The organism is Runella defluvii (genome assembly GCF_014195535.1).
GTDB lineage: Bacteria > Bacteroidota > Bacteroidia > Cytophagales > Spirosomataceae > Runella > Runella defluvii.
Genome location: NZ_JACIBY010000001.1, coordinates 44934 through 69228 on the forward strand (window position 1 = coordinate 44934; position 24295 = coordinate 69228).

Consider the following 24295-nt stretch of genomic DNA (forward strand, 5'->3'; position numbering starts at 1 on the left):
ATGATAAGGTTTCTCCTTTTTTGCTTGGCCAGCGTGCCTTTTTGGTTTCCACCCACCAAAACCATTGACGGTGTAAAAGTACCCGAGGAGGTGGCCGCCGTCTATGACAAACTCCCCGCCGAACTGGATTATAACCAACACGTAAAGCCTGTTCTTTCGGACAAATGTTTTGCCTGCCACGGCCCCGACAAAGCCAAACAAAAGGCGGGTTTACGCCTTGACGTGGCCCAAGCTGCTTATGGCCAATTGCCCGAAAACCCTGGCAAAGTAGCCGTCAAGCCAGGGAATCTAGCCAAAAGTGAGTTGGTACACCGCATTTTGTCCAACGACCCTGACTACCAAATGCCGACGCCGCAGTCGCACCTCACGCTGACGGCCGAAGAAAAGGCCGTTTTACTCAAATGGGTAAAAACGGGAGCGGTGTATAAGCCGCACTGGGCGTTTGTGAAACCTGAGAAAAAAGCAGTGCCTACAGCAGCGCCGTTCAGCGGCTACACGCCCGTCAATGAAATTGATTATTTTGTTGGACAACGGTTGGGGCGCGAAGGACTGACGCCCTCGGTCGAAGCGCCCAAGGAATTATTGCTGCGGCGGTTGTCGTTGGATGTAACAGGATTACCACCAACCATTGCCGAAATCGACGCTTTTTTGGCGGATAAAAGCCCCAATGCCTACGAAAAACAAGTCGATAGACTGCTGGCGTCGCCGCATTTTGGTGAGCGGATGGCCACCGATTGGCTGGACGTAGCCCGCTATGCTGATTCTCATGGCTATACCGTTGATCGGTTGCGCGATATGTCGCCTTACCGCGACTGGGTTATCAATGCTTTCAACCAAAACATGCGCTACGATGCCTTCATCCACCAGCAATTGGCGGGCGATTTGATGAAAGGGCCTTCGGGCAATACCCCAAGTCGCGAGATGCTGATTGCGACGGCTTTTAATCGAAACCACCAACAAAACATGGAAGGGGGAATTGTGGAAGAAGAGTTTCAAACCGAATACGTCATGGACCGAGCCAATACCTTGGGCGATGCGTTTATGGCGTTGTCGCTGGGTTGTGCGCGTTGCCACGACCACAAATACGACCCTATTTCTCAGAAAAATTACTACGAACTCTACAGCTTTTTCAACAACGTACGCGAAGCGGGACAAATTTCTTGGAACGACGACTTGCCCACGCCTACGCTGCTGTTGCCTACCGAAAAACAAGAGGAGTTAATCCGTTTTATGCAGTCGTCGATGAAAGAACAGGAAGCCAAATTGGCCAAAACTGTGGATGCTTCCGAAGCTTCTTTTCAGGCGTGGTTGGGAACGGAAGAGCCGCGAAAACTCAGAACCCAAGCCGTGCCGCAGGTAGGCTTACAGGGTTTTTTTACCTTTGAAGATTCCTTACGAAATACCGTGAATCCTTCGCACAAGGGCAAAATGAAGCGCGACGCGGGCGATGCCGACAAGCCTGTTTTTTCAAAAACCGCCCGTGGACAAGTACTCGAACTCAACGGCGATTCGTACGCCGATTTGCGGCCCGTGGGTGTATTCCGAAAATCAGAGCCGTTTTCGGTCGGGATTTGGGCGTGGTTTCCCAAAGAGTTTAAAGAAGGCGTGATTTTCCACAAAAGCAATGCCGAGCGGTTGTACAATTTCAAAGGTTTTCATTTGCACGTCAAAAACAACCGCTTCGAAATCTGCATGGCGCACACGGCACCGTCCAATGCCATCACGCGGCAAAGCAATCAACCCATTCCGCGCGACCGCTGGGTGCAGTTGACCATGACCTACGACGGTTCGTCCAAAGCCAATGGCTTTAAATTGTTTATGGACGGAACCGAATTGGCGATGGAAACGGTGATGGACCAGTTGTACAAAGACATTATTTTTTACGATGCCAAAAACGAAACGGGGCTACAAATTGGTGGCTGGTGGCGTGGATTGGGCTTCAAAGGGGGTAAAGTGGACGACGTAGTGGTGTATAACCGAACCCTCACGCCTTTTGAAATAAAGATGTTGGCCAACAAAGCTACGTGGCAAACCATTGTGGATAAACCTATTGCCACGTTGTCGCAGGAAGAACGGGCGGTGCTGAAAGACTATTACGTGTCGGCCGTGGATGCAGCAGTAGCTGCTGAACGGGCAGTTCTGCAACAACAACGAACGGCTTTCAGCGATTCTACGCGCCACATTGCCGAAATTATGGTAATGCAGGAAATGCCAACGCCCAAACGCTCGTACTTGCTACAACGCGGACAATACGACGCGCCTGGCCCCGAAGTGTTTCCCAACACCCCCTCGGCGGTCTTGGCTTTTCCCGCCACGCTTCCCAAAAACCGCCTTGGCTTGGCACAGTGGTTGACTGACCCCAATCACCCGCTGACGGCACGCGTGGCGGTGAATCGGTATTGGCAAAATTTCTTTGGGACGGGGTTAGTAAAAACCACCGAAGACTTTGGAAATCAAGGTGAATTGCCCTCTCATCCCGAATTGCTGGATTGGTTGGCGGTCACGTTCCGTCAGGATTACGGCTGGGATGTGAAACGGTTGGTGAAATTGATGGTGATGTCGGCTACGTACCGCCAAGATTCGCGCACGACGGCCGCCCTGCGAGAGCGCGACCCCGAAAATCGCTTGTTGGCGCGAGGCCCTGCCACTCGCCTAACCGCCGAAATGCTCCGCGACAATGCCTTGGTAGCTAGTGGGTTATTGAATAACAAAGTTGGGGGTAAAAGTGTAAAACCGTACCAGCCCGATGGCTTGTGGGAAATCAACAGCATGACCTACAAAATGGATACGACCGATGCCATTTACCGCCGCAGCCTGTACGTGATTGTCAAACGCTCCGTGCCCAATCCGACCTTGGGGACGTTTGATGCCCCCACGCGTAGTAGCTGCATCGTACGCCGACAACGCACCAACACGCCTTTGCAAGCCTTGGTCACGCTCAACGACCCCACCTACGTGGAAGCCTCGCGGGTGATGGGCGAGCAAATGGCCCGTCAAAAACAGTCAGCGGAGGCGATTCAATGGGCGTACCGACAATTGACGGGAAAAAGGCCCAACGAAAAGGAAGTACAGTTGCTGGATAAATTATACACGACTCAATACCAGACCTTTAAAGCAACCCCTGCCAAAACAAAAGGTTGGTTAAAAACAGGCTTGAAAAAAATAGATACCACGCTCGAACCTGCCCAAGTGGCAGCCTACGCCGTCGTGGCCAATACCATTTTAAATTCCGATGCTACCATCACCAAACGCTAATGCCCATGACACCGCATCACGATGAACCTTTTCGATTGCATACCCCCGAATTTTCGGGCTTGAACCAACAACTCGACCGCCGCGATTTTTTAAAGCGAACGGCTTCGGGATTGGGGGCGTTGGCGCTGGGTAGCTTGTTAGGAACGCCAAGTTTTGGAGCAACGCCGATTTTGCCCAAAGCCAAACGGGTGGTTTACTTGTTTATGGCAGGCGGGCCTTCGCAGTTTGAAACCTTTGATTACAAACCCAAATTGCAGTCGATGCTGGGGGCGGCCTTGCCCGATTCGGTTCGGAAGGGGCAACGCCTAACGGGCATGAGCGCCAACCAAGCGTCGCTGCCGATTGCGCCGAGTGTGTATGGATTCAAACAGCACGGAAGCACGCGCACGTGGGTAAGCGAGCTGCTGCCTTACACGGCGCAGGTGGTGGACGAATTGTGTTTGGTTAAATCGCTTTATACCGAACAAATCAACCACGACCCCGCCATCACGTTTTTTCAAACGGGGCATCAACTCCCTGGACGCCCGTCGATTGGGTCGTGGGTGAGCTACGGCTTGGGCTCTGAAAACCAGAACCTACCTGCTTTTATCGTGTTGGTGTCCAAAGACGCGTCCAAAGACCAGCCTTTGTACGCGCGGCTGTGGGGAAATGGCTTTTTGCCGTCCGAATACCAAGGCGTGCAGTTTCGGTCGGGCAAAGACCCCGTGTTGTTTCTCAATAATCCTGAAGGCTACGACGGCACCGACCGCGAGCAGATGTTGGGGTACTTGAGCCAACTCAATAGCTTGCAAAACGATACCTGGGGCGACCCCGAAGTAAATGCCCGCATTGCGCAGTACGAAATGGCGTATCGGATGCAAACTTCCGTACCCGAAGTGATGGATACCAGCCAAGAACCCGACGAAGTATTTGACCTGTACGGCCCTGGTAGCCGCGATAAAGGAAGCTATGCGGCCAATTGTTTGTTGGCGCGTAAACTGTTGGAAAAAGACGTGCGTTTTGTGCAGCTCTATCACCAAGGTTGGGATCACCACGGGTCGTTGCCCAAAGGCATGGCGAAGCAGTGTAAACAAATTGACCAAGCCACGGCGGGGCTGTTGATTGACCTCAAGCGCCGAGGGTTGCTCGAAGATACCTTGGTTGTGTGGGGAGGTGAATTTGGCCGAACGGTGTATTCGCAAGGAAAATTAGCGGCCAACGATTACGGCCGCGACCACCACCCGCGTTGCTTTACGATGTGGATGGCAGGGGCAGGCGTGAAGTCAGGATTTTCGTACGGACAAACCGATGATTTTAGCTACAATATCGTCAAAGACCCCGTGCACGTGCACGATTTTCAGGCGACGTTGCTGCATTTGATGGGCGTTGACCACGAGCAGTTGACGTACAAATACCAAGGCCGTCGCTTTCGCCTTACGGACGTGCACGGGAAGTTGGTGAAGGGCATTTTGAGTTAAAACTTGCGTCGGAGACGTCAGACTGTTTTTTTATTTTTTTTTACAACGCAGGCAACCTTTCGCCTGCGTTTCTTATTATAAGCCCAAAACGCACCTAATTTGATTACACTCGCCACCATACAAAAAGCCCAGCACCGCGATAAAATGGCTCAAAAACAGCTTTTTGAGGGGTACGGTAATGTCATCTATCGCTTGGCTTTCAGGTATTTGCGCGAACGGGCTGATGCCGAAGACGTAGTTTCGGAAGCGTTTTGCTTGGCTTTTGAAAATATAGGCAAGGCGACTTTTCAGAGTGTGCCATTTTTTGAAGCTTGGTTGAAACGTATCACGGTCAATGAGGCGTTGAAATCGCTTCGCAAGCGCGCCAATTTTCACTTGTTGTCAGATTCTGAGTTTGAAATCGAAGCCGTCAGCGAAAACACCATCGAGAGGCTTTCGGCCGCACAGATTTGGGAAATTGTCTCGCAGCTTCCTGTTGGCTACCGAACCGTTTTTAACCTGTACGAAATCGAAGGGTATAGCCACGCCGAGATTGCCAAAATGCTGAACATTTCGGAAGGAACCTCCAAGTCTCAATTGAGTAAGGCAAAATCATTGTTGCAAAAAAGGGTCATTGAACTAGAAAAAGACTATGTACAATCAAAAATTGTTCGATAAAATCCGAGAGACGCTCAGCGACGATACAGCGGAGGACGTTAGCCCTTTTGAATGGGATAAAAAAGCCGTGTGGGAGCGCATCGAAACGCGAAATTCGCCCCGCCGTGGTTTTGCTTTTAGTAGATGGGCGGCGGTGGCTGCCGCTTTCATTGGGATACTATTGTTGGGTAAATGGTTGTTGAACCCCCATTCTTCGACTCAACTACCTCCAAGCTTGGTCAAAGTTACTCCGCAACGCAGTCTTGCTAATCCTCTCGTAGAGCCATTAAAAGTAGCAGCTACCCAACAGGAAAAGGCTTTAGTGAAGAAAAATAAAAGCTACGGATACGTTGAAAAAATGCTCGTTGTAGAAGATAGGTGGGCTGTTGAACCCGAAGATTCAAGTAAGCTTTCGCAAGTTGTTGTCCAAGCGGATGCAATCATTTCACCCCAGCCCCAACCCCTCGCCTTGTTGGAGAAAGGTGAAGCGTTTCCCCGTGTTGAAAAAGAAGCGAGCGAAGCCCACAAAAGTCCCCTTTCCCAGAAAGAAGAAGGGGATTCAAGGGATAATGTCACACCCAAGGAACGAGTGCTGATTGTGGATATTGACATACCAGACTTGCCCGAGAAAACCCCCGCCCAAGATTTACTAAGAACCACCTTTTTAGAACGCTTTAGCCGAGAAACGCGCCGTTTGCGCACAGAACGAAAATTTGATTTAAGAGCATTGGACCGCCGCGCAGGCAAAGGCGTGTGGTCGTTGGTCGCGCACAGCCTCGTTGTACCAGAATCGAAATAACCAATAACAACCATGAAAACAACCATCTTAATGTGTCTCCTTGCTGCGAACTGTAGCTGGGCTGCCGACTCCCTCATTGTGAATGCAGGCCCCGCAAGCCGCGTTATTTTTTACGGCAAAACGCCCGCAGACTTACAAAAGCTTGAGCGGTTGGATTTAAACAAACTTCTGCGTGACCTGAACCAAACCCAAGACTCTACGTTGGGACACATTCAGCTGAGTTCAGCGCCTTATCGTGCAACGGCCAAGCCACTTCCCAAATGGCAACAATACTGGCAAGAGTATAAGAAAAACACGTTTTTTAATTTGCATCTGGGAATGGGTAGTTACACTTTTTTCAACCAGCCCATTGGTCGGTACGAATACTTTAGACTCAATGACCCTTCAGTTTTTATGGACAACCCACCGAGCAAGAGATATACGGTTTTTAATTCGCTTTGGTTACGAACCCGTTCGGTGGTAGGGGTGAGTTTGGTACACGACGCTTATTGGTGGAATGGAAAACGAATGGGAATGAAATTTAGGTACGGAGTAGGGATAGAAGCGTTGGGGCTGAGGTATCAATATTCTAATGTTGAAAAAATGGATCCAGAACTGTTTTCCGACAATCGAATATCTTCTGCCAAATACGATTATTACACCAATACTTTAGCGCTTAGGGCAGAACAAACCGATGTCCGCGCGTTCAGTTATAATTTTCAACTAATGCCCAAAGTGTTTCTCAAAAACAAAAAAGGAAAAGAAACATTTTCGTTGGGCGTAGGGGTTCGTTACAATGTTAGTAGGATGAAACAGCCATTGGATGCTGGCAGTATGCTTATTGGCTGGGGTGGGTATTCCATAGATTCAGATGGAGTTTTGGGAGGTCGGGTTACGGCCACTAGCGGCCCCGTTATTGCTTCTAGAGATATGTATTATGCTGTCAAAGAAAACGGCTTAAAAAACTTCACTTATATGGCAGAAGTGGGTTACCGAGGCGTGTCGCTTTTTTTTAATTATACGCCTTCATTTACCCAAATTACACCTAGCTTGACGAGGTTCTCTACCAGCAATGCCCAATACTACAATCAGCAAAGTGGCAAGCTCGGATTTATCAATTTTGGGGTAAAAATAGGCCGTTAGTCCTAAACCAGCGTGCGTCATTCGCTCATTCGTACTTCGTCATTCCCTTCTACTTATCTGCGTGGGCTTTTTGGTACGAAAACGGACTCATGCCTGTAATATTCTTGAACTGCTTATAAAAACAAGTGAAGTTGTTGAAACCACTTTCAAAACAAATTTGCTTGATGGTCATGGGCGTGTTAATGAGCAACTTACAGGCATTTCCTACCCGTATTTCGAGCAAAAACTGAGAGTACGATTTACCCGTTCGGTGCTTAAAATACCGACAAAAAGAGTTGGGTGTTAGCCCAGCCAACGACGCAATTTCTTGCAGTTTTATCTTGTTGTGAAAGTTCTGGAGGGTGTATTTATAAATGCCATGAAGGCGTTCATTCTCAAGGTCGGAGGCGTCGTATTGAAAACTAAGGGAAGACAATAAATCATTTTCGTCGCAGTGCTGAGCGAGCAACAAACACTGAATCAGGGCGATGAGTTGGTAAGTGCCTTCCGTGGCAAAAATGGACTCCATTTGTTGTGCCATTTGTTGGCTCAATTCTTCCGAAAATGAGATACCCCTTTTGGCTTTTTCAAGCACATTTTTAAGCATTTTATTCTCGGGAAGTTGCAGAAATTGGCTTCCCCAGAAATCTTCCGTAAAATGAATGACGGAAGAATAAAACTCACTTCCTTTGGGGCTTTCTATTTTTTCTTCGTGGTCAAAGTGCCAGTAATGCGGCAAATTTGCCCCTACCAGTACTACATCGCCAGGTTTAAAGCGTCGGATACTGTCGCCAATAAACTGTGTTCCGCTGCCTCGGTGAAACCAAACCAATTCTACCTCTTTATGGCAATGCCAACGGTTGTTGATGTTCGGAATCGTATCTCGACGAAGGCTAAAGGAGCGGTTAGGGCTAATAGCAACCTGTAAAAGCTGGGGTTTCATAGTAGAAAAATTAGCAGAAAATACTCGTTTATGTCTATTTTGTAGTTAAAATAACTTATAATCTTGATAATTTCCAAATTTATACTGGATTAGAAATACACGTACTTTGTAAAACCAATAGTTCGATTTCTAATCAAAGCCTTAACGCCATAAGTCTCTACACACATTATGAAGCACTTATTGAAATCTTTTGCCTTCCTCTTTTTATGTTATTTTCAAACCTTTGGCCAATCGAGCCAAAAACTATGGTATGCCAAGCCCGCCGAACGGTGGGTGGAAGCATTACCATTGGGCAATGGTCGCGTTGGGGCGATGGTGTTTGGCGGTGTCAATGAAGAGTTGATACAGTTGAACGAATCAACGCTGTGGTCGGGTGGGCCACTCAAAAAGAACGTCAACCCCGAAGCGCACCAATACCTCAGTGGCATTCGCGAGGCGTTGTTGGAAAAAGAAGATTATTCAAAAGCCAACGAACTCACCAAAAAAATGCAAGGGTTTTATACGGAGTCGTACTTGCCGTTGGCCGATTTGATGATTAAGCACCGTTTGGCAAATGGCACGCCAACGGCTTACTACCGCGACCTTGACATTTCAAAAGCTATATCCACCACCCGTTTCACCGTGGACGGGGTCACTTACGTTCGGGAAGGTTTCGTTTCGGCACCTGCCAATGTGTTTGTGGTACGTTTGAGTGCTGATAAGTCGAAACAACTCAACCTTGACATCAATACGCGTTCCAAACTACGGATTGAAAAACAACCGTTGAGCAACACCGAACTGGTTGTCAATGGCAAAGCCCCTGCGAAAGTGGACCCGTCCTATTATAATCCCAAAGGCCGTACTCCTGTCATTTACGAAGATGCCGAAGGCTGCAATGGAATGCGTTTTCAGTACCGAATCAAGGCGGTTGCCAAAGATGGTTCGGTAAAAACCGACACCGCAGGTATCCACATTGAGAAGGCCAGCGAAGTAGTTTTGTACATTGTGGCTGCTACCAGTTTTAACGGCTACGACAAATGCCCCGACAAAGACGGAAAAGACGAAAAACAACTGGCGGCTGGTTTCCTGACCAAAGCCCTAGCGCAACCTTACGCGACCTTATTGAAACAACATCAGAGCGAATATCAATCGTATTTTAACCGTTGTCAGCTTTCCATTAAAGACACCCTGAATGCCAATACAACCCCTGTCCCAACCGACGAGCAGCTAAAGGCATATACGGCGGGGCGTTACAATCCCGACTTGGAAGTGCTTTATTTTCAGTACGGTCGCTATTTGTTGATTTCGTCGTCGCGCCCAGGAGGGCCACCTGCCAACTTGCAAGGAATTTGGAACAAAGAGCTTCGTGCCCCGTGGAGTTCCAATTATACCATCAATATCAATACCGAAATGAACTACTGGCCTGCGGAAGTGACCAACCTTTCGGAAATGCACCAACCACTGCTTGATTGGATTCAGCATTTGGCCAAAACAGGTCACGAAACAGCCCACGATTACTACCGTGCCAAAGGATGGGTAGCGAACCATAACTCCGACATTTGGGCGTTGAGCAATGCCGTGGGCGACGTAGGGGCAGGTGACCCCGTCTGGGCAAATTGGCCTATGGGTGGCAACTGGCTGTGTCAACATTTGTGGGAGCATTATCGGTTTACGGGCGACAAAAAGTTTTTGGCCGAAAAGGCGTACCCTGTCATGAAAGAAGCCGCTCTTTTTAGCCTCGATTGGTTGGTGACAAACAAAGATGGCTACCTCGTAACTGCCCCTTCTACCACGCCTGAAAATAAGTTTTTTGACGCGGCGGGCAAGCAGCAAGGGGTATCGGTAGGAACTACGATGGACATGTCGATTATCTGGGATTTGTTTACCAATCTCATTGATGCCTCAACGGTGCTTGGACAAGACAAAGAATTTAGAGAGTTGTTGATTGCCAAACGAAATAAGCTGTTGCCGTTGCAGATTGGCAGCAAAGGTCAATTGTTGGAATGGTCGAAAGACTTCAAAGAGACAGACCCGTACCATCGCCACGTATCGCATTTGTTTGGTTTACACCCAGGGCGTCAGATTACGAAAGAAACGCCTGCCTTTTTCAACGCGGCTAGAAAGACCTTGGAACTACGCGGTGACGAAGGAACGGGCTGGAGCAAAGGCTGGAAAATTAACTTTTGGACCCGATTGTTGGACGGTGACCACGCTTATACGCTCATTCGGGAGTTGTTGAAATATACCAACGAAACAGGAACCATCATGAGCCGTGGCGGAGGAACGTATCCTAACTTATTCGACGCTCACCCACCTTTCCAGATAGATGGTAACTTTGCAGGAACGGCGGGTATGGCCGAAATGCTCATTCAAAGTCACCAAGATAAATTGCACTTATTGCCTGCGATACCTACCAGTTGGCCATCGGGCAAAGTCAGTGGTTTGCGTGGGCGCGGAGGATTTGAAGTGTCAATGCAATGGGACAAAAATACCCTAACTCAAGCCCAAGTTAAGTCAATCAACGGCGAAGAATTGCGCCTGCTCACCCACAAACCCGTGACCGTTCAAGGAACAACTGCTACTTCTGTAAAGACAGCTGATGGGTACGTGTTGCAGTTAAAAACGCAAAAAAATAAAACCTATTTACTGACGGTGAAATAATGCACGAAGCATTAAAAAAATAAGGAGTTGCTATGATAATAAATAGCAACTCTTTTGCTATCACTATGCCCAAAACCCAAAAAATAGCCTGCAAATAAGTCGGATTTGTACAAATATTTTACGGTTTTCTCCATTCTTTCGCTCCCCTGTGGGTCTTAAATTTGTCTAAACAATTCGCTGAATCTTCCTATGCAAAACAACCCTTAGATCTGTCCTTTTACCAAATTTTAACCTTTAATCATTTTAACTTATGGCAATTCATTCTACGCCTTTTGAAAGGAGTACAGGCACCCCTTTGCCCCAAAAACGGGTGATGTACGCAACGCAAGACAGTAACAAACAAGAATTTTTTACCCTAACGCGTCGGTTGCGCATTGGCTTTAGGGCTAGTGTATTGGCGCTCGTGATGTTGTTGGGAGGGATGGTGCAAGGGGCTTTTGCACAAAACCGACAAATCTCAGGGACGGTCTTTGACGCCAGCGGCGTGCCTCTGCCAGGTACGAGCGTGAAAGTAAAGGGCACGGTGACAGGGACCATCTCCGACGTCAACGGCAAATACAGTGTTCAAGCTGCCAACAATGCCACGTTGGTATTTAGCTACATTGGGTATATTTCGCAGGAAGTATTGACCGATAGCCGAAGCGTTTATGATGTAACCCTCCAAGCCGACGCCTCCGCTCTTTCGGAAGTGGTCGTGGTGGGTTATGGCACGCAGAAAAAAGTAAACTTGTCGGGGTCGGTAGCCACGGTTTCGGGCGTGGAACTGACGCAGCGCCCCGTGCCTAACATGCAAAACTTACTTCAAGGACGAGTAGCAGGTTTGGACATCATCCAAAGTACGGGCGAGCCAGGCCGCGACGATGCCTCTTTCCAGCTCAGGGGATTTGGGTCGTTTGGTGCGTCGTCGGCTCCTTTGGTCTTGGTGGATGGGGTCATTGCTTCCATCAAAAACCTTTCGCCGCAAGACATTGAAAGCGTGACCGTTTTGAAAGATGCCGCGTCGGCGTCTATCTACGGAGCGAGGGCAGCCAATGGGGTTATTTTGATTACGACCAAAAAAGGAAAAGCAGGCAAAACCCAGATTGAATACAACGGAAGCATGGGTGTGAGTGAAGCTACGAAGTACCCTGAGTTGATTACCAACTCTGCCACGTACATGGAAATGTACAATTCGGCGCGCCTTCGCAGCGGACAACCTGCGCTTTATACCCAAGCCCAAATTGATTTGTACAAAAACAACCCCAACAGCGACAAGTACCCCAATTTTAATTGGTTGGACCATGTGCTAGGCAAAGGCCCGATTCAAAATCACCACATCGGGTTTTCGGGTGGAAACGAACAGACAATTTACAATGCTTCTTTCAATTACTTAGACCAACAAAGTATTACCAAAGGGTATAAGTACAAGCGATACAACGGGTTAATTGACTTTTCGTCGCAAGTGCACAAGCGAGTACGCGTGGGTACAAACATCAACTTGTCGTTTCAGGATGCAAAAGCACCTTGGTTGACCAACGACAACTTGTTGCTGCTCGCCTATGCCTCAGCGCCGACAATGATGCCGTTTTTGCCCGACGGAAGTGGAAGAGCGACTAACCGCGATTTTACGACCAACGGAACGGGAAACCGCAGCGTAGAAGAAGTGTATGCAACGGGTGGTCAATTCACCAAAACGTACAACGTCAACGCCCAAGCGTTTGCCGAAGTAAGCATTTTGAAAAACTTAAAATGGATGAGTAAGGGAGCCATTACGTATTTTGATGAACAATACAAAAACCGTCAGTACCCAACGCAGTCGTTTGCCTACCAGCCCGACGCGTCAGGGAATTACGTGCAAGTGGCCAACGGTAACCCCGACTTCAACGGGCTTCGACAAAATGAAACCCGCGCCATTACGAAGACTTTTTTCAGTACGCTCAATTACAACACCCAATTTGGTACTGATCATAACCTGAACTTATTGGCGGGTTATGAGCAACAAAACAACTTCACCGAAAACGTAGGCGGAGCTAGATACGACTTCCCAACTACGTCCATCATGGTGCTTGACGGTAGCGGCCCGACCAACCAAACAACCAACGGTGGTGCTTCCGAATGGGCGTTGCAGTCGTTGTTTGGAAGAGCCAATTACGATTTCAAAAACAAATACTTCCTTGAAGGTAACATCCGCTACGACGGAACGTCGCGCGTGGGAATCGACAACCGTTGGGGGATTTTTGGTGGAGGTTCGGGCGCGTGGAAACTCTCCGAAGAAAGCTTCATTAAAAACAACGTATCGTGGATTGACAACCTAAAACTACGTGCTTCGTACGGTACGCTTGGAAACCAAGAAATCGGGAACTACCCTTACCAAGACGTACTCAACCTAACGGCCTATCCTTGGACTTCGTCGCTCACGACGGGGGCGCAGTTGACCCGATTGGTGACCAAAGATTTGAGGTGGGAAAAAACGTCGATGTTAGATTTTGGGCTAGACGTTGACTTGTTCAAAGGACTTTTTGGCGCTACCATCGACTGGTACAAGCGCGATACCCGCGACATCCTCACGCAGCGCCAAGATTTGCCAAACAGCGTAGGACTTACCGCGCCTATTGTCAATGCAGGAGCAATGCAAAATACAGGGATTGAGTTGGAATTGAGACACAACAAAACCATCAACGAGTTCAATTACGGGGTAGGTGTGCTTTTCCACCGCTATCGCAACAAAGTAACCAAAGTACTGGCGGAGACGTTAGGTACAATTGAGGTAGGACAGCCGTACAACAACTTCTTTATGTATGAGTGGGCGGGTATTTTCCAAAGCCAAGACGAAATCAACAGTTCGCCCAAGCAACCTAGCTCGGGTACGCTCAAGCCAGGTGATTTGAAAATCAGAGACTTGGATGGCAACGGTACCGTTGGCCCCGAAGACCGAGTGCGCATTAGCCGTTTTCCTTCGTACAACTATTCGTTTAACCTCAATGCAGGTTGGAAAGGTTTTAACCTAACGGCTTTCTTCCAGGGAGTACAGGGAATCAAGACCCAAGTGAGCGGTTGGGGGTATGAGCCTTTCCAACAAGGTTCGGCGCCTCCGTTGCGCTTCCTAAACGCTTGGTCGCCTACCAACCCTAGCACGACCGTTCCTGCCGTGTATCAAGTGGGCTACCCAGGGGTGTCAGGTTATACCTCTACGTATTTCTTGCAAGATGCGTCGTATTTGCGTTTGAAAAACTTGTACCTCTCTTACACTTTCAATCAAGACATCCTCAGCAAAGTAGGAGCCAAGGGGTTGATTGTGTATTTCTCGGGTGACAATTTAATTACGTGGACAAAATACGAAGGAAACGATCCCGAAAGAGCAGGTTCAGGACGATTTGCGCAATTCCCTCAGTTGAAAATTTTTACGGGAGGATTGAACATCAAATTTTAGGTGATACCGCGCTTTAGTACTCATTTTAAACGTTCGACAACAATGAAATTTTATAAAAAATACATGACCCAATGCCTCGCAGCTTTGATGTGCTTCAGCACGTTGAGTTCTTGCGACAAAGACTTTTTGGACAAAAACCCCCTGAATGCCATCTCGGGTGCGACGTTCTGGAAAACCGAAACCGACGTCACTATGGCGTTGGCGGGGGTGTACCGCACGCTTCAAAACGGGATTTATGGCCACCGAAAGCCGTTTTTTGATACGTATTCTGACAATGCCTATGACCGCCATAATTTCTTTGGGTATCAGGCCGTAACCCTAGGCGTTGTGAACCCAAGTAACGTCAACTCGGGGCTTTACAACCAGCCTTATGCGGGAATCGCGGCGTGTAATTATTTTTTAGAAAACGTGGGTTCAGTCGCGGCGGTGTCGCAAGCCAACAAAGACCTGTACTCGGCCGAAGTACGCTTCTTGCGGGCCATGTACTATTTTGACTTGGTACAACTGTTTGGCGGGGTCGTGTTGTATAAAGTAGCTCCCAAGACTGCCGAAGAAGCCAAAATCAAACAAAGCACCAAAGAAGAAGTACTTGCCTTTGTGCTGGAAGACTTGGATTATGCCATTTCAAAACTGCCCGCCACTGCTTATACGGGACGTGTCGTAAAAGCCAGTGCGCAATTTTTGAAGGCCCGCGTGCGGATGTACCAACAAAATTGGGCGGAGGCTGCGACCATCACCAACGAGATCATCAACTCAAAGTTGTTCTCGATTTATCAGGGTGGATACGCCAATCTCTTTTTGACAACTACCCAACAAAACAACAACGAGATCTTGTTTTCGACCAAATATTTGGCTCCTAACAACCCCCAAGGCAACGAAGGAATGTTGGTGGAAATTGGTTGGTACGGCGCTATTGCTCCTTATCAGAACTTGGTGGATGAATACGAAATGACCAACGGGAAGATGATTTCGGAAGCAGGTTCTGGCTATGATGCGGCCAATCCGTACACCAACCGTGACCCACGTCTGCGCATGACCATTAAAGCGCCTGGCGACCCAGAAACGACCAATTTTATCCATACTGACCCACTTTTGACGGGATTCGCCCAGAAAAAATACATGGATTTGTCGAAATTGCCGTACGATAGAACCAAGATTCCATTAACGGACATGAACGTGGTACACATGCGCTATGCTGAAGTACTTTTGGCATACGCCGAAGCCAAAAACGAAGTGTCGGGGCCTGATGCGAGTATTTACGACGCGCTCAACGCCATTCGCACTCGGACGAGTGTGAAACTTCCCGCAGTTGACCAAGCAAGATACAACACCAAAGAATCGTTGCGGGAGTTTATTCGCCACGAGCGCCGTGTGGAATTGGCCTTGGAAGGACACCGTTATTTTGATTTGAAACGCTGGAACGCGATGGCTTCGAGACTAACCGCGGTAAAAAATCCTGCGGGACAAACCTTGGTGTTTGGGGAGAAAAACAACGTGTTGCCGTTCCCTCAGTCGGAAGTAGATAGAAATAAAAGCTTGACGCAGAATACAGGATATTAATTGTTGATTGTTTACCTCTAATCGGGAAGGTGTACGTTTTTTGTATGCCTTCCTTTTGTTTTTAATATATTGTTAAACAAGTAATTGTATCATTTACCCGCAGAAGCCCGCTGATCAGTAAAAACGCAGATTTTCGCTAAAAAAGACGCTGTGAAGATACCTCCGCGTTTATCTGCGGCTTTAAATCTGCGCCATCAGCGGGTAAAACCTTAAACAAATTTAACCAACACGTCATTTGAATTTAGTGTGATGCATCATATTTACTTTCTCTTAGCAACTGTCCGTTGCACTCTATTTAACAGGATGTTTATGCTATTTTTTCGCCTTAGTTTATCAATTTTGTTATGCTTCTTACTTTTTAAAGAGGGGGTGGCACAAATTCATTCCCTTAATGACTATAACGTTGTTTGGACAACTCCAAGTAAAAATTCATCGGAGTCAATGCCGTGCGGTGGCGGCGATATTGGGCTAAATGTTTGGGTTGAAAATGGCGACGTTCTATTCTATCTCTCACGAACGGGCGCTTTCGACGAAAATAATCAATTCTTGAAGTTGGGCAGGGTACGGGTGACGCTGTCCAACAATCCTTTTACGGGAAGAGATTTTAAACAAGAATTGCGTCTTAAAGAAGGGGCAGTTCATCTCTCGGGGGCGGGAACAAAAGTGGTTCTTTGGGTAGATGTGTTTCGCCCCATTGTACACGTCGAAATCGAGAGCGCCAAGCCTGTGTCGCTCAAAACCTCCTACGAAACGTGGCGTTACAAAGACCACGAAACCGCCGAGGAAGAAAATCGAGCCAATTCGCACAAAGACTTGAATAAGCCGCGAATCAAAGTGATTACGTTCAAGGACAGCGTACGGTTTAATGCGCCCAATGAGGTAGTGTTTTACCACCAAAACCGTAAAGACGCTGTTTTTGACATGACGGTTGAGCAACAAGGACTTAGGGCGGTCAAAGATAGTTTGTACAACCCCCTCGAACAGCTCGTTTTTGGCGGGATGCTCTTTGGAAAAGGACTCGTTAGCGATGGGATTTCGTACGGTACGTATGTCGATACCGACTACCAAGCATGGCACCTACGAAGCCTTCAAGCGTCACAAAAACACCAGTTGGAAGTAGCCCTTCACGTGGGCAAAGCGCCGTCGGCAGCAGCATGGACGAAGGGTCTTGTTCAGCTCGTTCAGAAGGCCAAACAAGCGAACACTACCGCCAAGCAAGCAACCCTAAAGTGGTGGAGCGATTTTTGGCAAAGAAGCCACGTACATATTCAAAGCTCCGACGAAAAAGCGTGGCAAGTGGGACGGAACTATCAGTTGTTTAGGTACATGTTGGCCTGTAATGCGTACGGAGAATGGCCTACCAAATTCAACGGCGGGTTGTTTACGTTCGACCCAGGCACGGTGAGTAGCGCAAAGTTTTCTCCTGATTTTCGCCGCTGGGGAGGCGGTACAATGACAGGCCAAAATCAGCGGTTGGTTTATTTCCCAATGTTTAAAAATGGGGACTTTGATATGCTCCCTTCCCAGTTTAACTTTTACACCAAAAACCTTCGTAATGCCGAGTTGCGAAGCAAGGTATATTGGGGTGTCAACGGCGCAAGTTTTACGGAACAAATCGAAAACTTTGGTCTTCCCAACAATGCCGAATACGGTTGGGCTCGTCCAACATCGCGCTGGATACCGCTTGAGGAAGGGGTAGAAGATAACGACTACTTAGCGCATGATTGGGAAAGTTCATTGGAGTTCTGTTTGATGATGATTGATCTCCACGCGTACACAGGCACCGACATCAAAAAATACATTCCTTTCATCGAAAGTTGCCTTCGTTTTTATGATGAATATTACCAAAAAAGAAATGGTTTAGACAAGGATGGGAAGTTGATAATTTACCCAGGTAGCGGTTTAGAACGCTACAAAATGGCCGTCAACCCCGTCAATACGGTGAGTGCACTCAAAACTGTTTTGAGTCGTTTTGTGGCCTTGCCTGAGCGCTTTCTTTCGGCTTCTCAAAGGACATTTTGGCAGGGAATGCTAGCGCGAATCCCACCTTTAGAAACTACCCAAATTGAAGGAAAAACGCTGTTGAATGCCTACAAAAATGGGCCTTATACGTTGGGGAAAGGGCCGTTCGCGCACGGAAATGAATTGCCTGAACTGTACCCGATTTATCCTTGGGGGCAATTTGGAGTAGGGCTTCCTCTATTGGATATTGCCCTGAATACCTGGAATTACAATCCCTCAGTGGTCAAAATACTGAAACAAAACCTGTACTTAAGTTGGCGACAAGAAGCTATTTATGCCGCTCGGTTGGGCTTAACGGAAGAAGCTGCCAAGCGCACTTTGCAAAAAATGAAAGATTCGCCCTACCGCTTTCCTGCTTTTTTTGAGCCTGGGCACGACTGGACGCCCGACCACAATTGGGGCGGAAGTGGGATGATTGCCGTTCAAGAAATGCTTATGCAAACCGTGGGAGATACAATTTATTTGTTGCCCGCTTGGCCTAAGAACTGGGACGTGGATTTTAAACTACATGCTCCCAAAAATACAACGATTAAGGGGGTGGTCAAACAAGGTAAACTGGTAAAGCTGGAGGTTTTTCCGAATGCACGCAGGGCAGATATTAAAGTGATGGGCAATGAGTAGCAGTAGCTGATTGAGGTATTTGAACAACCAAGGTGGTCGTGCCTCTTTTTTGTAGGGAGGTAGGAAGATGTCGTTTTCCATTCATTACTTTGACTCAAAATCAGTATGAAACCCTGAAAAATGACTTAGAAAGGATAGGGTTTTGGGAAGCCCATCGGAATGCCAAGTTGAGTCACCTTTCTTTTTCACATGCGTCTAGCGAAGCCTAGTTTCCTGCTTTTTATCACCGTTTTTGTTTCGGTCAACTTGCTGTTTGCGCAAAAACGTATGTTGGTCGAAAACCTACCGCCCATTCCCGACGGCGACGGGTTTGCGGGGTCGCTTGCGGGCGTTTCCAACGGTGGACTGCTGGTGGCAGGGGGGAGTAATTTTCCCAACGGCGGACGGCCTTGGACGGGGGCGACCAAAACGTGGTACGACGGCATTTTTTTGCTAGAAACCCCCAAAAGTCAATGGAAAAAAGTGGGAGTGCTGCCTCGGCCTTTGGGATACGCCGTGACAGTTTCGTGGCGCGATGCCGTGGTGTGCGTAGGAGGAAGCAATCAACAGGGGCACGTGGCGGAGGCGTTTTTGATGCGTTGGAAAAATCACCAAATAGCGTTCGAGGCTTTGCCCGATTTTCCTCACCCCATTGCCAATGCCTGCGGCGCGTTGGTGGGAACTACATTGTACGTAGCGGGAGGCTTAGAAACGCCTAATTCGCCCGAGGCGCTCAAGAAATTTTATGCCCTAGACTTGGCCGCGTCACCGCGTGTATGGAAAGCCCTATCGACTTGGGAAGGAGAGGGACGAATGCTCAGCGTAGCGGCCAGTGCGGAAGGAAAGTTTTATTTAATTTCTGGAGCAGCTCTGACCCAAGACAAAGCCACGGGCGTGATAAGTCGGGTGTATCTGAAAGAAGTACACCGTTTTGACCCCCAAAAACAGCAATGGGAACGCTTGCCAGACCTACCTCATGCCACCGTGGCGGCGGCCAGTCCAGCGTTGGTTGTAGGAAATAACGTAGTGGTATTGGGAGGAGATACGGGCGAGTGGGCCAGTCAAACGCCCGTACTCAAGGACAAGCACCCAGGATTTAGTACCGATGTGTTGGAGTTTTCGTCCGTTACCAATCGCTGGAAAATGGTGGCTCCTTTTCCCGTGGACATACGTTCGGATGCCGACGCCCGCCCCAATGAAAGTACGTATTTGCCCGTCACTACTTCCTTTGTTCTTTGGAAAGGAAGGTACGTCATTCCTGGCGGAGAGGCACGCCCAGGCACGCGTACGCCACGGGTAATGTGGATAAAATGACCATTTCTATTATATCATGATGAATTCGTTAAAACAACTGGGCGTGAGCTTGGTACTTTTGGCTTCTTTCTCGGCCTTTGGGCAAGAAGGAAACGCTCTTTTCAGAGCAGGCGACAAGGGCTACCAGTGCTTTCGTATTCCTGCAATGGTGACAACCAAAAATGGAACGCTGCTGGCTTTTGCGGAAGCCCGTAAAAAGGGATGCGGCGACGCGGGCGACATTGATTTGGTGCTAAAACGCTCTAACGACGGTGGTAAAACGTGGTCGGAAATGAGTGTGGTATGGGACGACGCCGACAATACCTGTGGCAATCCTGCTCCTGTGGTGGATCAAAAAACGGGAAACATTGTGCTACTCTCAACGTGGAATTTGGGTGCCGACCACGAAAAGCAAATCATTGACCAAACTAGTAAAGATACGCGCCGTATTTTTGTGCTATCGTCCAGCGACGACGGGCTGAGTTGGTCAAAAGCCCGCGAAATCACGGCCGATGTAAAACTCCCCAACTGGACTTGGTACGCAACGGGGCCTTGCAACGGGATTCAGATGCAGTCCAAAAAATACAAAGGACGATTGGTGATTCCCTGCGACCACATTGAGGCCAATACCAAAAAATATTTTTCGCACAGCATTCATTCCGACGACGGTGGCCAAACCTGGCAGTTGGGTGGAACTACGCCCTCGGACCAAGTAAATGAGTGCAGCGTGGCCGAATTGCCCAAAGGTGTTTTGATGCTGAATATGCGCAATTATACGTCGGTGCGCGTGCGGCAAGTGTCGATGAGCAAAGATGGTGGAGCAACGTGGGCGGAATTGCAGCGAGACACCACCCTGATTGAGCCTGTGTGTCAAGGGAGTTTGCTTTGGTACGGAAAAAAAGGAAGAAAATCATTTTTGGCCTTTTCTAATCCCGCCCATCAAAAAACAAGAGCCAACATGACAGTTCGGCTGTCGTACGACCAAGGGAAGTCGTGGACGCAAAGCCACGTAGTCTATGAAGGCCCTTCGGCGTATTCCAATTTGGCGATTTTACCCAACGGAAACTTGGCGTGTTTGTACGAAGCAGGCAAAAAAAGCCCTTACGAAAGCATCGTTTTTAAAGAACTGTCGTTCGACGATTTCACTACGTCCATTTACTCAAAAAAACGCTGAAGGCATCTTTGTATTGATCGCTGACGGGAATCGTCATCGTGCCAATTTGAATGCTATTTCGGGTGAGGCTGGAGATTTTATCCAACGAAACAATAAACGACCGATGCACCCGCATAAACTTGCGGGCAGGAAGTTTGTCTTCCAACGCTTTTAGACTCGTTAGCGACAAAATAGGCTTGTTGCTTCCCTGAAGGTGAACTTTGACGTAATCCTTTAGCCCTTCGATGTACAAAATATCTTTGAAGGCCACCCGAACAAGCTGGTATTCAACCTTCAAAAAGAGTGAATCTTCTTCAGGTTCGGTGGCAACGGGCGCTGCGGCAACGGCAGGAGCGGGTGCAGGGCGGTTGATTAACTCAAAATACGCCTTGGCTTTGTTGGCAGCCCGAAGAAACTCTTCGTAGTTGAAAGGTTTTAATAAATAGTCTAAGGCATCGACTTTATAGCCCTCAATGGCAAAGTTGTTGAAGGCAGTCGTGAAGATAATGCGCGGGCCAGCCCCATTTTGTTGGGCTTGTCCCAAAACCCTAGCAAGCTCAATACCCGTCAAATCGGGCATTTGGATGTCCAAAAAAATGAGGTCAACTTTTTGGTCATGTAGCCCTTGTAGTGCTTCAACGGCACTGGAGTATTTGCCGACCAACGTCAGAAAAGGCGTTTTTTCGATAAATACACTCACCAATCCCAAAGCGAGGGGTTCGTCATCAACGGCTATGCAAGTCAGGTTCATAGGAAGGAGTTTGGGTCGATTGCGTTACATTAGGCGTTTGAATCACCAATACCACCAAATATTCGTTGGTGGGCGTATGCTCGGTGATGTCGAGGCGATAGCGGTTGGGATAAAGTAAATCCAACCGACGGCGAGTATTTACCAAACCAATGCCATTGCTCTCGTCCAACGTAGGCCCTTTTCCCGAAAAGAGGGTATTTCTAACTTCTACTCTGAGGGTAGTGCCTTCTTGGGTCAAACCTACAAAAATTTCGCTGGGTTGTGTGGCACTGACGCCATGTTTGAAGGCATTTTCCAAAAATGGTAACAAAAGCATGGGCGCAATCGACACATCGTGGTAAGGCTCGGGTTTGTCGAACGTTATTTTTACTTTATCCGTTAGGCGCAGTTGCATGAGCTGGATGTAGTCCTGTAAAAATGCAATTTCGTGGCTCAGGCTCACCATGCCTTCTTTGGTTTCGTACAACACATACCGCATCATGCGCGAAAGCCGATGAAGTGCCTCACGGGCGTGTTCTACGTCGAGCATCGTCAGTGCGTATATGTTGTTGAGGGTATTAAAGAAAAAGTGCGGGTTGATTTGTGCCTTTAAAAAAGACAATTCGGACGTTACCTTTTCTTGTTCGAGTTGTTCGCGGATGCGTGCGTCTTTTTGCCATTTTTGAACCATCGTCAAGCTGGTACTTGCTCCCAGCGACAAGAGCGAATAAAGCAGCGTAAAGGTATCAAAACGACGACCCCTAGCTATGCCATCCCATTTTTTATCGGGACGAACGGCCTTGTGCCAAAGCTCAGGTAAGTTCAACCACGACTCCACGCCCTGAATCGTCCAGTAAATGACGAATACCGCGGCAGCGATTGAGACCAAGTACCACAAGGTGTGGTTTTTAAAAAGCAATTTGGGAATGAGTACTTTAGCATTAAAATAAAAACTACTGATAAGCAGTACCAAAAGTATCCATTGTTTCACCCAGTATTCATCGGGAACAGCCAGCCGTCCACCAAAGGGTGGCATTAAGACCAGCCCTGAGATGAGGGACCATGCCAAAAGATGAATGACAAGCGGTAGGTTTTTTCTATTCGGATTGAGTAACATGTGTTTCCTGATACAGTATGACGGAACAATCTTACTTAAAAAACAAAAATGATGGTTGCTATAATCGGCAGTTTATGAAAATTTACCGATAAAATACAAACCTGATTCTTTTGGCAATCAGTGAATTGGTTAAGTGTCTGTAAAAAAGAAAGTTTAATAACTGTCCCTCTTCTCAACAAGTTGTTAAATTTGTGGCGGTTCGCATACCCATTTACTAAAACGAACCCAGCAGCTAAAAACCGAGATGTATCATAACCCAGTATTATTGGAAGAATGTTTGGAAGGATTAGACATACAGCCCGACGGCGTGTATGTGGACGTGACGTTTGGCGGCGGTGGTCACTCAAAAGCGATTTTAGCGCGCTTGGGTGAAAAAGGCCGTTTGTTTGCCTTCGACCAAGACCCCGACGCACGAGCCAATGCCGAAGCCATCAACGACAAGCGTTTGACGTTTGTGGATGCCAATTTTCGCTACCTTCAAAAGTACCTTCGCCTGTACGGTGTCAAGCAAGTCAATGGGATTTTGGGCGACTTGGGCGTGTCTTCGCACCAATTTGATACCCCAGAACGAGGTTTTTCTACGCGTTTTGAGGCATCGCTTGACATGCGCATGAACCCCCGAATTGGCAAAACCGCCCGCGACATTATCGACACCTATACCGTGGAGGAATTACACCGTATTTTTGGAATGTACGGCGAACTCCAAAATGCCAAAACTGCGGCGCAGGCCATTGTGGCGGCCCGTGCCAATCGCTCGATTGAAACAGTGACCGACCTCAAGACGGCTTTGCAACGGTTTGCCCCGCGTGGAAAAGAGAACAAATACTTTGCGCAGGTGTTTCAGGCGTTGCGGATTGAGGTAAACGAAGAAATGGCCGTTTTGCAAGAGTTTCTCACGCAGTCGGCCGAAGTACTCAAGCCTCAGGGGCGTTTGGTGGTGATGTCGTATCATTCATTGGAAGATCGTCTTGTTAAAAACTTCATTGCCAAGGGGAAATTTTTTGGGGAAGTCGAAAAAGATTTTTTTGGAAACGACCTCAAACCATTGCAGGCCATCACCCGCAAGCCCATCGAAGCTAGTCCTGAGGAAATCGCTGAAAATTCGCGTGCTCGTAGTGCCAAATTACGGGTAGCTGAAAAGTTATAAACCCAAACCCTTAAAACTGTTATGGCTATTAACGTAGTAGGTGGGCCGAATGCAAATGGTCGCCCAAATAAAAAAAACAAAACGGGCAATAGTAAAGTCTTGGGATGGCTGAGCCAATGGTTTAACGTAGAAAATGTAATGGGAGGGAAGCAGTTTCCTGTCAAGTACATCGACGGCTCCCTTTTTTTACTATTTCTAGGGCTAATTATGGTGTTTTTCCGAATCAACGCCGAGCGCCAAATGCGCCAATTGCGCAAGTCAAATGAAGAGGTGAATAACTTACGGGCCGAATACACCATCCTGAAAGCCAATTATATGAAGATGGGAAAACAATCGGAATTGGCTCCCAAGGTAGAGGTGTTTGGTATTAAAGAGAGCCGTAAAACACCACAGCGGATTGTGGTGGAAGAGTAGTGTGAGGTTTCCATTTAAA

Annotated in this window: 16 protein-coding genes; 13 read left to right on the forward strand and 3 right to left on the reverse strand. The window is 48.0% G+C overall.

Annotation, left to right across the window (positions count from 1 at the left end):
• The 5 genes from FHS57_RS00155 (at position 1) to FHS57_RS00175 (ending at position 7269) form a co-directional block, all read left to right on the forward strand.
• A complete protein-coding gene (locus FHS57_RS00155) occupies positions 1-3255 on the forward strand; it encodes a DUF1553 domain-containing protein (protein WP_183970850.1) in 3255 nt (1084 codons plus the stop codon).
• Between the two features lie 5 nt (positions 3256-3260).
• Complete coding sequence (locus FHS57_RS00160) at positions 3261-4712, forward strand: DUF1501 domain-containing protein (protein ID WP_122934606.1); 1452 nt, start codon at positions 3261-3263, stop codon at positions 4710-4712.
• Positions 4713-4811: 99 nt separating this feature from the next.
• Entirely contained in the window at positions 4812-5369 is a 558-nt protein-coding gene (locus FHS57_RS00165; protein WP_183970851.1) for an RNA polymerase sigma factor, read from the forward strand.
• The gene (locus FHS57_RS00170) at positions 5344-6147 is read left to right on the forward strand and encodes a hypothetical protein (protein ID WP_183970852.1); all 804 of its coding nucleotides are present in this window, start codon (positions 5344-5346) and stop codon (positions 6145-6147) included. The genes FHS57_RS00165 and FHS57_RS00170 overlap by 26 nt, the downstream gene beginning before the upstream one ends.
• Positions 6148-6159: 12 nt before the next feature.
• On the forward strand, positions 6160-7269 hold the full coding sequence (locus FHS57_RS00175; protein WP_183970853.1) for a porin family protein: 1110 nt from the start codon (positions 6160-6162) through the stop codon (positions 7267-7269).
• Positions 7270-7318: 49 nt separating this feature from the next.
• Here FHS57_RS00175 and FHS57_RS00180 read toward each other — a convergent pair whose 3' ends face one another.
• Entirely contained in the window at positions 7319-8191 is an 873-nt protein-coding gene (locus tag FHS57_RS00180) for an AraC family transcriptional regulator (protein WP_183970854.1), read from the reverse strand.
• 168 nt (positions 8192-8359) lie between these two features.
• Here FHS57_RS00180 and FHS57_RS00185 point away from each other — a divergent pair, with 168 nt between their 5' ends.
• The 6 genes from FHS57_RS00185 (at position 8360) to FHS57_RS00210 (ending at position 20889) form a co-directional block, all read left to right on the forward strand.
• Positions 8360-10831, forward strand: a complete 2472-nt coding sequence (locus tag FHS57_RS00185; RefSeq protein ID WP_183970855.1) for a glycoside hydrolase family 95 protein — start codon at positions 8360-8362, stop codon at positions 10829-10831.
• 250 nt (positions 10832-11081) lie between these two features.
• Positions 11082-14240 carry a SusC/RagA family TonB-linked outer membrane protein gene (locus FHS57_RS00190; RefSeq protein ID WP_229601227.1) on the forward strand — a complete coding sequence of 1053 codons (3159 nt, stop codon included), beginning with the start codon at positions 11082-11084 and terminating at the stop codon, positions 14238-14240.
• Positions 14241-14282: 42 nt separating this feature from the next.
• Positions 14283-15800 (forward strand): RagB/SusD family nutrient uptake outer membrane protein, encoded by a 1518-nt coding sequence (locus tag FHS57_RS00195; protein ID WP_183970856.1) that lies wholly within the window; start codon positions 14283-14285, stop codon positions 15798-15800.
• 369 nt (positions 15801-16169) lie between these two features.
• Complete coding sequence (locus FHS57_RS00200) at positions 16170-18443, forward strand: DUF5703 domain-containing protein (RefSeq protein WP_221225517.1); 2274 nt, start codon at positions 16170-16172, stop codon at positions 18441-18443.
• Positions 18444-18632: 189 nt separating this feature from the next.
• On the forward strand, positions 18633-19736 hold the full coding sequence (locus FHS57_RS00205) for a galactose oxidase (RefSeq protein ID WP_183970858.1): 1104 nt from the start codon (positions 18633-18635) through the stop codon (positions 19734-19736).
• 16 nt (positions 19737-19752) lie between these two features.
• The gene (locus tag FHS57_RS00210; protein WP_221225518.1) at positions 19753-20889 is read left to right on the forward strand and encodes a sialidase family protein; all 1137 of its coding nucleotides are present in this window, start codon (positions 19753-19755) and stop codon (positions 20887-20889) included.
• On the opposite strand, the gene FHS57_RS00215 is transcribed toward FHS57_RS00210, so the two are convergent.
• Positions 20861-21619: a LytR/AlgR family response regulator transcription factor gene (locus FHS57_RS00215; protein WP_183970859.1), complete on the reverse strand. Its 759-nt coding sequence runs from the start codon at positions 21617-21619 to the stop codon at positions 20861-20863. The two genes, FHS57_RS00210 and FHS57_RS00215, sit on opposite strands and share 29 nt — an antisense overlap.
• The gene (locus FHS57_RS00220) at positions 21594-22715 is read right to left on the reverse strand and encodes a sensor histidine kinase (RefSeq protein WP_183970860.1); all 1122 of its coding nucleotides are present in this window, start codon (positions 22713-22715) and stop codon (positions 21594-21596) included. The genes FHS57_RS00215 and FHS57_RS00220 overlap by 26 nt, the downstream gene beginning before the upstream one ends.
• 244 nt (positions 22716-22959) lie before the next feature.
• Between FHS57_RS00220 and rsmH the strand changes: the two genes are divergently transcribed.
• Positions 22960-23862, forward strand: coding sequence for a 16S rRNA (cytosine(1402)-N(4))-methyltransferase RsmH (gene rsmH / locus FHS57_RS00225; RefSeq protein WP_183970861.1), 903 nt, complete (start codon positions 22960-22962; stop codon positions 23860-23862).
• Positions 23863-23883: 21 nt separating this feature from the next.
• Positions 23884-24276, forward strand: coding sequence for an FtsL-like putative cell division protein (locus FHS57_RS00230; RefSeq protein ID WP_183970862.1), 393 nt, complete (start codon positions 23884-23886; stop codon positions 24274-24276).
• Positions 24277-24295: the final 19 nt, after the last annotated feature.

Excerpts from the sequence above, each read along its gene's own strand:
- FHS57_RS00155 (WP_183970850.1), top strand. The coding sequence starts at position 1 with ATGATAAGGTTTCTCCTTTTTTGCTTGGCCAGCGTGCCTTTTTGGTTT.
- FHS57_RS00160 (WP_122934606.1), top strand. The coding sequence starts at position 3,261 with ATGACACCGCATCACGATGAACCTTTTCGATTGCATACCCCCGAATTT.
- FHS57_RS00170 (WP_183970852.1), top strand. The coding sequence starts at position 5,344 with ATGTACAATCAAAAATTGTTCGATAAAATCCGAGAGACGCTCAGCGAC.
- FHS57_RS00175 (WP_183970853.1), top strand. The coding sequence starts at position 6,160 with ATGAAAACAACCATCTTAATGTGTCTCCTTGCTGCGAACTGTAGCTGG.
- FHS57_RS00180 (WP_183970854.1), bottom strand. The coding sequence starts at position 8,191 with ATGAAACCCCAGCTTTTACAGGTTGCTATTAGCCCTAACCGCTCCTTT.
- FHS57_RS00185 (WP_183970855.1), top strand. The coding sequence starts at position 8,360 with ATGAAGCACTTATTGAAATCTTTTGCCTTCCTCTTTTTATGTTATTTT.
- FHS57_RS00190 (WP_229601227.1), top strand. The coding sequence starts at position 11,082 with ATGGCAATTCATTCTACGCCTTTTGAAAGGAGTACAGGCACCCCTTTG.
- FHS57_RS00195 (WP_183970856.1), top strand. The coding sequence starts at position 14,283 with ATGAAATTTTATAAAAAATACATGACCCAATGCCTCGCAGCTTTGATG.
- FHS57_RS00205 (WP_183970858.1), top strand. The coding sequence starts at position 18,633 with ATGCGTCTAGCGAAGCCTAGTTTCCTGCTTTTTATCACCGTTTTTGTT.
- FHS57_RS00210 (WP_221225518.1), top strand. The coding sequence starts at position 19,753 with ATGATGAATTCGTTAAAACAACTGGGCGTGAGCTTGGTACTTTTGGCT.
- FHS57_RS00215 (WP_183970859.1), bottom strand. The coding sequence starts at position 21,619 with ATGAACCTGACTTGCATAGCCGTTGATGACGAACCCCTCGCTTTGGGA.
- FHS57_RS00220 (WP_183970860.1), bottom strand. The coding sequence starts at position 22,715 with ATGTTACTCAATCCGAATAGAAAAAACCTACCGCTTGTCATTCATCTT.
- rsmH (WP_183970861.1), top strand. The coding sequence starts at position 22,960 with ATGTATCATAACCCAGTATTATTGGAAGAATGTTTGGAAGGATTAGAC.
- FHS57_RS00230 (WP_183970862.1), top strand. The coding sequence starts at position 23,884 with ATGGCTATTAACGTAGTAGGTGGGCCGAATGCAAATGGTCGCCCAAAT.